Raw genomic sequence first — 10,810 nt, 5'->3', positions numbered from 1 at the left:
GCGACAGGATGATCGCGTCCTCGTAGTTGTGACCCTCCCACGGCATGATCGCCACCAGCAGGTTCTTACCCAGAGCCATCTCACCGTTCTCGGTGGCGGGGCCATCGGCGATGACCTGACCGATCTCGATTCGCTGGCCTTCGTCCACGATCGGACGCTGGTTGGAGCAGGTGCCCTGGTTGGACCGGTTGAACTTGCGCATCCGGTAGCTCTTGCGGGTGCCGTCGTCGTGCATGACGGTGACGTAGTCGGCGGAGACCTCCTCGACCACACCGGCCTTCTCGCTGACCACCACGTCACCGGCGTCGACCGCCGCGCGCAACTCCATACCGGTACCCACCAGCGGCGCTTCCGAGCGGATCAGCGGAACCGCCTGCTTCTGCATGTTCGCGCCCATCAGGGCGCGGTTGGCGTCGTCGTGCTCGAGGAACGGGATCATCGCCGTCGCGACCGACACCATCTGGCGCGGCGAGACGTCCATATAGTCGATCTCGGCGGATCCGACGAGCTCTACCTCGGAATTCTTGCGGCGCACCGCGATTCGCGCGTTCACGAAACGCCCCGCGGCATCGAGCGGCTCGTTCGCCTGCGCCACGACATGCAGGTCTTCCTGGTCGGCGGTCAGGTAGTCCACCTCGTCGGTGACCCTGCCGTCGACCACTTTTCGGTACGGCGTCTCGATGAAGCCGAACGGATTCACCCGCGCGTACACCGACATATAGCCGATCAGGCCGATATTCGGCCCTTCCGGAGTCTCGATCGGGCACATGCGGCCGTAATGGCTGTAGTGCACATCGCGGACTTCCAGACCGGCGCGCTCCCGGGACAGACCACCCGGGCCCAGCGCCGAGAGACGGCGTTTCTGGGTCAAGCTCGCCAGCGGGTTGCGCTCATCCAAGAATACGGACAGCTGCGAGGTTCCGAAGAACTCCTTGAGCACCGCGACGACGGGACGAATGTTCATCAGGGTCTGCGGCGTGATCGCCTCGACGTCCTGAGTGGTCATCCGTTCGCGGACCACGCGCTCCATCCGTGACAGCCCCAGCCGGACCTGGGACTGGATCAACTCGCCGACGGTGCGCAGCCGACGGTTGCCGAAATGGTCGATATCGTCGACCTCGACCCGGACCTCGACGCCGCCGGGAGCGGTCATGGTCTTCTCGCCCGCGTGCAGGCGCAGCAGGTATTCGATGATCGTGACGATGTCGTCCTCGGTGAGCGCCGGCGAGCCGCCGCTGCGGATGCCGAGTTTCTTGTCGACCTTGTACCGGCCCACGCGCGCCAAGTCGTAGCGCTTCTCCTTGAAGAACAGGTTCTCCAACAGGGTCTGCGCGGACTCCTTCGTCGGCGGCTCGCCCGGACGCAGCTTGCGGTGGATGTCGAGCAGCGCCTCATCGGTGCCCGATGTGCTGTCCTTCTCCAGGGACGTCATCATCACTTCGGAGAAGCCGAAGCGCTCGACGATCCGCTCACTCGTCCAGCCGAGGGCCTTGAGCAGCACCGTCACGGGTTGGCGGCGTTTGCGGTCGATGCGCACACCCACGGTGTCGCGCTTGTCCACATCGAACTCCAGCCACGCGCCACGGCTCGGGATGACCCGCACACTGTGCAAGTCCTTCTCCGTGCCCTTGTCGACACTGTGGTCGAAATAGACACCCGGCGAACGCACCAACTGCGACACCACGACCCGCTCGGTGCCGTTGATGATGAACGAGCCCTTATCGGTCATCATCGGGAAATCACCCATGAAGACCGTCTGGCTCTTGATCTCACCGGTGTTGTTGTTGATGAACTCCGCCGTCACGAACAACGGAGCCGCATACGTCATGTCCTTGTCCTTGCACTCATCGATCGAGGCCTTGACCTCTTCGAAGCGCGGATCGGAGAGCGTCAGCGCCATGGAGCCGGAGAAGTCCTCGATCGGGCTGATCTCCGCGAGCACCTCCGCCAATCCACCGGCGCCGGATTCGCCGCGCGCGGTTGCCCGTTCGCGCCAGGCGGGCGTGCCGATCAACCATTCGAACGAATCGGTCTGGACTTCCAGCAAGCCCGGCACTTCGAGGGGCTCACGGATCTTCGCGAACGAGAGCCGTTTCGGCGAGGGGGAGACTCCGGAATCGGCGGGCGTTGCGGCATAGACGTCGGTCTGACTCGAGACTGTCAAGATGCGTCCTTCCAGCACCTCGTGACGCCCATACGTTCGCGTGGGCGTCACGGTATCTGCTTGTCCTGTGGGCGGTAATTCACATGGCGCACCGTGCTGGACCGTGTCCGAACATGACTCGACAACAACGGGTAGAAGGTGGCACGCAGACTGTGCCACTTTCCACGGTCAATTCGTATTTCGAGAGTTGGACAGCACGCGACCCGGCGCGAAGCCCTAAATTACACCCGATTTCGACCGATGTCGAGAGACAACAGGAAAGAAGACACGCCATTTCCTGTGTCTTCCCATATTTATAGTGACATCTCGATCCTCCGTTCGTCAAGTCTATTAGCGGTAATTCGCCAGCATTACTCGAGCGGGTCGCCTGCCGCGGCGGTCGCCGCCGGTGATGCGACCGGTTGCCTCGTCGCCCGCACGACCGTGGCCGCGGCGAGTGTGAGAACCGTGCCACACCACAACGCCTTCGCGGGCTGACCGGTGTGGTCGACGACCACGGCGGCGGTGAGGGGGCCGAGCACGGCGCCGATATTGAACGCCGTGGTGGCCAGCGCGCCCGCGATCCGGGGCGCGGCGGGCGCCGCGGTCTGCACGATCGTCGTGATCAGTGTCGATCCCACTCCGAACGCGACCGCCCCGGACACTGTCGCCATGATCGCGACGCCGGGCAGTACGTGCGCGGTCAGAGCGGCCAGTAACCACACTCCGACGAGACCACTCGTTCCCACAGTGACGATCCGCTCGCGATGACGGTCGCTGTGGCGGCCGCAGACCGTCACGCCGACGAACGAACCGATGCCGAACAAGGCCAGCACGATCGGAACCCAGCGGCTGTCCGCTGTGGAGAGCCCTGCGGTGATCGAACCGAGGAACGTGAATCCCGCGAACGTCGCAGCGTTGACCAGCACCGCGACCAGCACCGAGGTGAGTACCGGCCGTTCGCCGAGTACCGCCCACTCCCGCAGCAAAGAGGACTCACCTATGGCCGGGCGATCACCGGTGCGAGCCGTACGGGGCACCATCGCCCACACCGGAATCACCGCTGCCCCGCTGACGATCGCGACAGCCCAGAACGCGATACGCCAATCCCAGACCTGCCCCAGCACCGTGCCGGCCGGTACCCCCGCGATACACGCCACGGTCACCCCGGACACCACCACCGAGGTCGCGCGACCCACCATGGACGAGCCGACCAAGTGCGGCAGAGCGGCCAGCGCGATTGCCAGGAATCCCGCGTTGGCGACCGCCGCGACGACCCGTGTCATCAGCAGCACCGTGAACTCGCTGGTCACGGCGCCGACGACATGAGCAGCGCAGAACACCGCCAAGAACGTCGCTATCGAGTGCCGGACCGGCAACCTGCCCGCCGCCATCGCCATCACCGGCGCGCCGAGCACCATGCCCGCCGCGAACAGGGAGGTCAGCAGACCGGCGGTGCCGAGCGTGACTCCGACATCGACGGCGATCGCCTCCAGCAACCCCGACACCATGAACTCGGACGTGCCCTGCGCGAACACCGCGACAGCCAGCACGAACACCACAATGGGCATAAAAGGAACTCCCCCGGATACAGGGCGCGACAAAGCGCCCGAGATGGTCGCGGAAATCGGGTGAACCGTCACCCTCCGCGGAGAGACCAGCTTTGTCCGGCGTTGCGAAATAACCACTCGGTCGCGCTACGACCAGCGGTTTCGCATTCACAACGCCGCCCGGCGCGTATGCCGGGCGGCTACCGTCTGGACGACTCCGGGGAATTCACGACCACACCATAACAACGCGTGCAGGCGCGGCCAACGCGATTTTTCAGTGACCCCGTAGGCGGGCTATGGCGGCGCGGTTCGCGGACGGATCGAGCGTTATGGCCGCCGCCCACACATGCGCCGCTACGGCGCGCTGGTCGAAGAGGGCTATCCAGGCGTCGGTGCACTGGCGGGTATCGCCCACCGAGGTGGGCGTCGGTCCGAGTTCGGGCAGGTGGGTGTACGTCAGCGACGTGTAGGTGCGTCCTCGGGCGTCGAATATCGTTGCCGCGCAGATGGGATCGGCGGTGGCGCGTTCACTCGATCGGCCCGCGGCCGCGGCCTGCATCGCCTCGTGCGGGCTGGTGAATATCTCGCCCACCGTCAGGTAGGCGAGCCCGAACGCCCACAGGCGGCCGGTGAATCGTCGGATCAGCCATTCGGCCGAATCCAGGACGGGAGACCGTTCGGCGTCGGGATCGAGGACCGTCGGGGTGTGGGCCGCGTCGTGCGCGGTGGCGCTTCCGGTGCGGGCGAATCCCCAGAAATGCACGGTGTCGCTGTCGGCGGCGTCTGCGCGACGCTCGGCCAGCATGGCCGCGAGTAGCGAATCGATCGTGGCGCTGGGCGGGTATCGGATGGCGGAACTCGTCGGCTTGCGCGACTTGTCCTGTGGTCGATTTCGTCGATCGGGCATTTTCGCTCTCTGGAGGGGGCGTGGAATCGGTCAGGCGAACTCACCCGGCTGGGGCGGTCGGGGAGGATCCGTGGTGCGTGCTCCGTGTGCGGGCAGCAGAATGTCCCAGAACTCGATGCGCACCGCGTCCCACAGCCGGAAGTGGCGCGGGAACCATTCGCGGACCTGTGCCAGATCCGGCAGCGCGCGCTCATCGAAGGCGACGAATCCGTTCTCGCCCAGCGGGATCGGCACGGTGTCGCCGTTGTTGCGCAGCCGGTAGGCGGGTGTGGGATCGGCTTCGTCACGCAAGAACGCGATTTCGATGCGACTGCCCACCATCCGCCAGCCGGCCTGTGCGGTTCCCGTTGTGGTCCGATGCAATCGGCTCACCCCCGGAAGGATTCCGGTGGGGCCGCCAACGCCGACAATTGCTCCAGCACAGCCTGAATCGTGCGCACGTCGAGAGCGCGGTCGGCGTTGTCGTGTCCGTCATGGGACGGGAACCGGAGTCCTCGGGCGGCGGCGCGTTCCCGGTGGCTCACCGCCTGCGGTATCAGCCGACCGGTGATGACGAGTGTGCGGTACGCCGCCGCCTTCCACGCACACCGCCCGATCCGGCAAGTCAGGTGCGCCCGCATCTGCTCGTGCGCCAACTGCACATCGGCGCGACGGCAGATTCCGGGCGGAACGAGGAGGCCGTCCGTGGCCTCGCGACGCCCAGGCCGGTGCGGCCCGATGCCGTGACTCGTCGGCTGTTGATCGCACGTAACCGGCGCCGGTGCGCGGGAATTCGTGACGAATTCGAGTTCTGTTCCGTGTTCTTCGGCCATGTGCATATGCTGCGAACGTGCTCACGACGGGGAGCTCGAATCGACCGGTGCCCGGCAATCGGCGCATTCGCGCTGAGCGCTTCCCGAGTGCGCGGATGTCGATTCTCGCCGTGGGAAAAAGCAGGTCACACCGTGGGACAGCAGGGGAGGACGCAACGGAAATGGTCGGTACCAAGTCGGACGTCGGCCGGACGACGCTGCCGCGTCGCCAGTTGGGCCGCGCACTGCGCGACGCACGTCAGGCCAACGGCTATACCCTCGAGCAGGTAGCCGAGGTCCTGGAGATCAGCCGATCCGCGCTCGGACGGCTGGAACTGGGGCAGAACGAGAAGATCAAGGTTCGGGACATCGAGTTCATCTGCGAGTACTACGGGCTGCCGGAGGAGCGGACGGAATATTTGAAGTCGCTCGTGGTCCACTCCGGTACGAAGGTGTGGTGGCAGGATTACCGCAGCCTGATCCGCCCCGGCTTCAACACGTATTTGCAGTTGGAGGCGGCAGCAACAGAGCTTCACTTCTTCCAGTCGTTGGTCATTCCTGGACTTCTGCAGACCGCCGACTATGCACGGAACGTGGAAGCGTATCCGCCGACTTCCACTATGGATGAGATCGAGCGACGTGTGGCTCTGCGAGTGAAGCGATCAACGATACTCACCCGCCGCCACAGGCCGATGCGAGCGGAGTTCCTACTGCATGAGGCGGTGCTACGGACTGTGGTCGGCTCAGCTCGAATTATGGCGCGGCAGCATCATCATATTGCGGATTTGAGTGCGCAGGAGAACGTCTCGATACGGGTCGTGCCGTTCACTGCTGGCTTCCCAGCGGGGTCGGCGATACCGCCATACATAATCATCGATTTTTTGCACAACGAGCCGTCGGTCGTATACACGGAAGGTGCCGTCGGCACAATGATCTTCGAGGAAGATGACGACGTAGCGCGATTTCGGGACATCTTTGAGGCCGTCCGTGGCGCTGCTCTGCAAGAACAACCATCGAGAGATTTACTGCGAACCATGGCAAGGAGATACGAGCAGTGACCAGCGACCTACCCGGAGCGCAGTGGTTCAAGTCGAGCCACAGCGGTGGTGGCGAATCGTGTGTGGAAGTCGCTTGGCTCGACTCTGGTCATGTCGGAGTCCGTGATTCGAAGAACCCGACCGGACCGGCTTTGACCTTTACCCCGGGAGGATGGGACGCCTTCACCGTATGCGTCGCGGATGGTGCGTTCAACCAGTCATTCTGATCTGTGCGGCAGTGGGAGCGAACAGACAAGTGCCGGGACTCCGGCCGCCATGCCGAACTTGAAGAGGGACGATCGAGAGACTTGCTCAGGAATATGACCAGGAGATGCGAACAATGATCATCGACCTATCTGGAGCGAAGTGGTTCAAGTCTGCCCACAGTGGTGAGGCCGATGCGTGCGTCGAGGTCGCGTGGCTCGAGGCCGGACGCGTCGGTGTCCGTGATTCAAAGAGCCCGACCGGTCCGGCGCTGATCTTCGCTCCGGGCCAATGGGACTCCTTCACCGCGTGCGTTACGACTGGCACTCTGATCTGTGAGTCGGCGTAGACAACAGACAGCCCGGATCTCGGCTCCGTAGCCGAGGTCCGGGCTGTTTCCTCACGGACGATGACGCAGGTCAAGCGCTAACGGTGCGTCCGGTTCAACGGCGGCTGAGCCAGACCGCTGCCAGCGGGTACGGGGCAATAATCGGAGTCCCAGCGATATTCACCGTTCCGCTCCAAAGCCCTTGCCGGGGGTCGATGTCATGCAGGTCGAGCCCGAAGGGCACGAAGTCGAACGAAACATACGTCTCGTCCGAGCCGACCGGCGTCTGATGCCCTCCCCGGCTGGACCCGCCACAGACCAACTCCACCGTCCTGCCATCCACAAAGACTTGCAGATCGCAGTTCTCGATCGGCGACCCGATCACATTGGAGGGACCGCGCCCGATGTGATAGGTACCAGGCGGGATAACACCGTTGCGCGGAAATTCCGGATTGTCAGCGGAGGCGACGGCGGGTGCGATAGAGACTGCGGCAGCGGCCAGCGCAAACCCGGCCACGATCTTGCCGAACTTCATGATTCCAACCCCTTCGAATACTCGTCGAACTCAGTCCTATGTCCTAGCTTTCGTCCATCTCGTTACTGCCCTGCCACCATAGAACCGGCTCCGAACTCCCTGTGTCCCAATGCGGAAAGGCTCTCTAGACACGGCTCACTGCCGCGTCACGCGGCCACACGCAGGACACCTTCGCGACCAGTGCAGGCAGGGAGGGTCAGGCGGGCCGTCTGCTACTGTTGGCACACTTGAGTCGTTACGGGTCGAGAGGGTGGGGATGAGTCGTCGAATCCTGTTGGCACTGCTCATCGGTGCGCTGGCGACCGGCGTCGTGGGATGTGAAGACACCAAGAGCGGATCACCCACGACGGGTTCCAGCACCACAGCGACACAGGCTCTGTTCAATCCCTGTACGGGAATTCCCGATGAAGCTTTGCGAGCTGCAGGCGTCGATCCGAAAACCGAGGAGTCCGGCATCGCTGGTGTGCACCAGTCCGGCTGGGAGATCTGCAGGTGGGACGGACCCAAGTACTTCGTCACGGTGTTCTCGACAGGTCGCACTGTGTCGGAGTTCGAGCGGAAGCCCGGGAACGTCGACTTCGAGGACGTCACGGTCGCAGGTCGTCAGGGGCGGCAATTCAGAGTCGAGGGCGCGTCCAAGAATCTTGATTGCGATGTTTTGTTCCCGGCGGCCCAGGGAGTCGTGCAATTGAGGGTACAGGGCCGGGCAAGTCGGGATGATCTCGAGGATCCGTGCAAGGTTCTCTATCGCGTCGGCGAGTCGATTGTGCCCACATTACCGCGTTGATTGGGAGGGGACGCATGAGTGAGGACAATACATCGGTCTGGAGTCGGCTTGCTGGCCAAGCTAAAGCCGGAGAACTGTACCTTGACGACCAGAACGCCGCACTTCTCTGTGCGCAAGCATGCGACTTGCGATTAGCCGAACTGGAATCTCTGCGCAGCTTGGCGGGGAACGCTCAAAACGTCTTGGGTTTCGGTGATTTCAAAATGGCGGAAGACCTGGTCAAGAAATTTCTGAAGCAGGCAGCGGGTGACCCGAATTCGATCGACCAGATCATCCTCGAACACATCGAGACCGTGAAGAACATGCGTGAGGTCATGGCGATCTCGTTCAAGCGGATCACCGGGCAGGACATCGAGAACGCGACGCAGTTCACGAACACCACCGAGCAGGTGCGTTGATGGGCAACCCGTTCGACTCTCTGCGAGTCTTCGATATGGGGGAACTCGGTTCGACGATGCTTCGCAACGTCACCAATTGGATATCGGGTGAGGAGTTGCAGCCGGACGTCGATGTGGCCGGGGTGCAGGACAAGTACAACCAGCAGCGCGACGGCGTACGGAGCCGCGCTGCGGGTGTCGGGTTCCAGGGCGAATTCCGGCCGAGGGAGGTTCTCGACGCGGACGAGTTCGAGCGGCACGATATCGCGACGCTGCGTGGCAAGGTCGATCAGATCGATTTGAAAGCGGTCGGCGACCTGGTGACCGCGTGGAACACCATCGCCGACCGGCACCAAACCTCTCTGGACACCTTTACGAAAGCCATGGCGCGGGCTACCGACGACAGTGTGTGGCGGGGTGAGGCGCGCAATGCCGCAGCGAGTGCGGTCGGCGACTATGCCGCCCAAGGTGCCCAGGTTTCGAACGCGGCCCGGCTGACCGGCAACAAGCTGGCCGAATTGCTGACCGGGTTGGAGCCGACCAAGCAATTGGTCCCGCACGCGCCGGAACATCGCAGCGGAATCGGCAACGCTCTCGCCTTCGTCGCCGGGCGGGGATGGCGCAATGACGATGTGGCCGAGTACAACACGAAGACCGAGGCAGTTCGCGTGTTGAGAACCGTCTACGCTCCGGTCGTGATGGAGTCCGATACCAATGTGCCGGTGATTCCGCGTCCGGCGACCACCGCGAATCCGGGTGGCATCGGTGACGGCAGCGGCCCGCGAGGCACGAACACTGGCACCGGTAACCCGTCGGGAACTTCGTCGCCCAGCTCGGATCCCTCCGGTACGAACTCCACCGAGGACCCGACGACTCAGTCGAGCAACCAACCCTCGGACGACGCCTCGAAAACATCGGAGTCGACCAGTACCGACCCGGCGTCGACTACGCAGGACTCGACCACACCGGTTTCCACCACGCCCTCTTCGACAACGCCTGCCTCGACGACTCCTACGAGCACATCGCCGAGCAGTCCCGGCAGTCCGCACTCGAGCACACCCGGCAGTCCGGGAAGTCCGACCGGTCCCGGTGCACCCGGTGTCTCGGTGCCGTCGAAAGGCACACCGAACAGCACCAACGCGGTTCCGGCCGCCGCGCGGACCGGCACCTCTCCCGGCCGCGCCGGTACGAGCGGAATGGGCGGAATGGCTCCCGGTGCGCGCGGCGGCAAGTCCGATGAGGAATCCACCAAGGGCATTCCGGATTACCTGATCACTCAGGAGCACGGCAATGAGCTCATGGGATTGGACGAGTTGCCCGGGACGGTGCCGCCGGTCATCGGGGACAACCCGCGATAAGGACGTCGCTGATGCCCGAGGTGCAGAACTGGCGGTTCACCGCGCTCGAATTCCGGACACTGTGGGAGTCCACCGGCCGGGATGTGCTGCCGTATCCCTTGCAGCACCAGTACATGACGGAATTTCGGTCGGAGAGTCTGCGGTTGCGGCAGGCGGCGGCGCAGTCGCTGCGCCCGCGCATCGATGACGAGTTGTTGCGTGCGGTGGAAGTGCTGCTGGCGCCGGAGGCCCGGGTGGAAGTGGCCGGTTTCGCCGGTAAGCGTCGCAATCGCAGGCTGCGGGCCCATGCGGGGGTGCACTACGAGCACGGCGCGGTCGCGGTGCAGGAACCGGGACCGGACCCCGAACACGGCGGTGACGTGGTGCTGACGCTGTTACCCGCCGGTGCGGTGGCGCGGGCCGTGGTCGACGTTTTCCCCGTCTGCGGCCCGGGGCAGGGGAAACAGTTGCAGGCTTCCGCGAAGGAGTTGGCGCGGCCGAGGCCGCCGGTCCGCGACGCTTGGCGACCGACGCCGCGGGAGGAGTTCGAGCGGTTCTTCACCCGGGCAATGACGTTGATCGGTCACGTCGGCGTTTACGCGATGGGTAGCGTCGACAACCGGCATACGCACGGCCGCAAGGATTTCCAGCTCAACGACGTCGAAAATGATGGCCGCTACGTCACGTTCGGCGCGGATCTGCTGACGATCAAACCCACCACCGCCGAGCGCATCGCCGCCACCCTGCAACAGATGATCACCAGAACGGTCAAGGAAGTGCGCGACGGGGTCCATTTACCGTACTGACCCGAACT

Annotated in this window: 13 protein-coding genes; 7 read left to right on the top strand and 6 right to left on the bottom strand. The window is 64.0% G+C overall.

The genetic code is table 11. The features are described 5' to 3' along the window. The 5 genes from ACIA5H_RS24475 to ACIA5H_RS24455 form a co-directional block, all read right to left on the bottom strand. The coding region (locus tag ACIA5H_RS24475; protein ID WP_397077447.1) for a DNA-directed RNA polymerase subunit beta at positions 1 to 2,182 on the bottom strand (2,182 nt) is incomplete at its 3' end. A gap of 332 nt (positions 2,183 to 2,514) precedes the next feature. Then, on the bottom strand, positions 2,515 to 3,714 hold the full coding sequence (locus ACIA5H_RS24470) for a Cmx/CmrA family chloramphenicol efflux MFS transporter (RefSeq protein WP_397077437.1): 1,200 nt from the start codon (positions 3,712 to 3,714) through the stop codon (positions 2,515 to 2,517). A gap of 253 nt (positions 3,715 to 3,967) precedes the next feature. Continuing rightward, on the bottom strand, positions 3,968 to 4,600 hold the full coding sequence (locus ACIA5H_RS24465) for a hypothetical protein (protein ID WP_397077435.1): 633 nt from the start codon (positions 4,598 to 4,600) through the stop codon (positions 3,968 to 3,970). Between the two features lie 30 nt (positions 4,601 to 4,630). After that, positions 4,631 to 4,972 carry a hypothetical protein gene (locus tag ACIA5H_RS24460; protein ID WP_379256039.1) on the bottom strand — a complete coding sequence of 114 codons (342 nt, stop codon included), beginning with the start codon at positions 4,970 to 4,972 and terminating at the stop codon, positions 4,631 to 4,633. Then, a complete protein-coding gene (locus ACIA5H_RS24455) occupies positions 4,969 to 5,412 on the bottom strand; it encodes a hypothetical protein (RefSeq protein ID WP_397077432.1) in 444 nt (147 codons plus the stop codon). The genes ACIA5H_RS24460 and ACIA5H_RS24455 overlap by 4 nt, the downstream gene beginning before the upstream one ends. Before the next feature lie 161 nt (positions 5,413 to 5,573). Here ACIA5H_RS24455 and ACIA5H_RS24450 point away from each other — a divergent pair, with 161 nt between their 5' ends. The 3 genes from ACIA5H_RS24450 (at position 5,574) to ACIA5H_RS24440 (ending at position 6,981) form a co-directional block, all read left to right on the top strand. After that, positions 5,574 to 6,449, top strand: a complete 876-nt coding sequence (locus ACIA5H_RS24450; RefSeq protein WP_397077430.1) for a helix-turn-helix domain-containing protein — start codon at positions 5,574 to 5,576, stop codon at positions 6,447 to 6,449. Further along, on the top strand, positions 6,446 to 6,655 hold the full coding sequence (locus ACIA5H_RS24445) for a DUF397 domain-containing protein (protein WP_397077429.1): 210 nt from the start codon (positions 6,446 to 6,448) through the stop codon (positions 6,653 to 6,655). The genes ACIA5H_RS24450 and ACIA5H_RS24445 overlap by 4 nt, the downstream gene beginning before the upstream one ends. A 104-nt stretch (positions 6,656 to 6,759) precedes the next feature. Beyond that, positions 6,760 to 6,981 carry a DUF397 domain-containing protein gene (locus tag ACIA5H_RS24440; RefSeq protein WP_397077428.1) on the top strand — a complete coding sequence of 74 codons (222 nt, stop codon included), beginning with the start codon at positions 6,760 to 6,762 and terminating at the stop codon, positions 6,979 to 6,981. Positions 6,982 to 7,075: 94 nt separating this feature from the next. Here ACIA5H_RS24440 and ACIA5H_RS24435 read toward each other — a convergent pair whose 3' ends face one another. After that, complete coding sequence (locus ACIA5H_RS24435; protein WP_397077427.1) at positions 7,076 to 7,495, bottom strand: hypothetical protein; 420 nt, start codon at positions 7,493 to 7,495, stop codon at positions 7,076 to 7,078. 274 nt (positions 7,496 to 7,769) lie between these two features. On the opposite strand from ACIA5H_RS24435, the gene ACIA5H_RS24430 reads away from it, so the two are divergent. The 4 genes from ACIA5H_RS24430 to ACIA5H_RS24415 are packed head-to-tail and all read left to right on the top strand — an operon-like array spanning position 7,770 to position 10,802. Further along, positions 7,770 to 8,282, top strand: coding sequence for a DUF3558 domain-containing protein (locus tag ACIA5H_RS24430; protein ID WP_397077426.1), 513 nt, complete (start codon positions 7,770 to 7,772; stop codon positions 8,280 to 8,282). Between the two features lie 14 nt (positions 8,283 to 8,296). Further along, entirely contained in the window at positions 8,297 to 8,680 is a 384-nt protein-coding gene (locus tag ACIA5H_RS24425; protein WP_397077425.1) for a hypothetical protein, read from the top strand. Next, entirely contained in the window at positions 8,680 to 10,017 is a 1,338-nt protein-coding gene (locus ACIA5H_RS24420; protein WP_397077424.1) for a hypothetical protein, read from the top strand. Before ACIA5H_RS24425 ends, ACIA5H_RS24420 begins: the two co-directional genes overlap by 1 nt. 11 nt (positions 10,018 to 10,028) lie before the next feature. Continuing rightward, a complete protein-coding gene (locus ACIA5H_RS24415) occupies positions 10,029 to 10,802 on the top strand; it encodes an ESX secretion-associated protein EspG (protein ID WP_397077423.1) in 774 nt (257 codons plus the stop codon). The last annotated feature ends 8 nt before the right edge of the window (positions 10,803 to 10,810 follow it).

Origin of the sequence: Nocardia sp. NPDC051900, from assembly GCF_044452545.1 — a bacterium.
GTDB lineage: Bacteria > Actinomycetota > Actinomycetes > Mycobacteriales > Mycobacteriaceae > Nocardia > Nocardia sichangensis.
This window is presented reverse-complemented; position numbering and strand designations above follow the sequence as displayed.

Bases quoted from the DNA above. Each gene is read 5' to 3' on its own strand.
- ACIA5H_RS24440 (WP_397077428.1), top strand. From the start codon at position 6,760: ATGCGAACAATGATCATCGACCTATCTGGAGCGAAGTGGTTCAAGTCT.
- ACIA5H_RS24435 (WP_397077427.1), bottom strand. From the start codon at position 7,495: ATGAAGTTCGGCAAGATCGTGGCCGGGTTTGCGCTGGCCGCTGCCGCA.
- ACIA5H_RS24465 (WP_397077435.1), bottom strand. From the start codon at position 4,600: ATGCCCGATCGACGAAATCGACCACAGGACAAGTCGCGCAAGCCGACG.
- ACIA5H_RS24420 (WP_397077424.1), top strand. From the start codon at position 8,680: ATGGGCAACCCGTTCGACTCTCTGCGAGTCTTCGATATGGGGGAACTC.
- ACIA5H_RS24450 (WP_397077430.1), top strand. From the start codon at position 5,574: ATGGTCGGTACCAAGTCGGACGTCGGCCGGACGACGCTGCCGCGTCGC.
- ACIA5H_RS24470 (WP_397077437.1), bottom strand. From the start codon at position 3,714: ATGCCCATTGTGGTGTTCGTGCTGGCTGTCGCGGTGTTCGCGCAGGGC.
- ACIA5H_RS24425 (WP_397077425.1), top strand. From the start codon at position 8,297: ATGAGTGAGGACAATACATCGGTCTGGAGTCGGCTTGCTGGCCAAGCT.
- ACIA5H_RS24455 (WP_397077432.1), bottom strand. From the start codon at position 5,412: ATGGCCGAAGAACACGGAACAGAACTCGAATTCGTCACGAATTCCCGC.
- ACIA5H_RS24415 (WP_397077423.1), top strand. From the start codon at position 10,029: ATGCCCGAGGTGCAGAACTGGCGGTTCACCGCGCTCGAATTCCGGACA.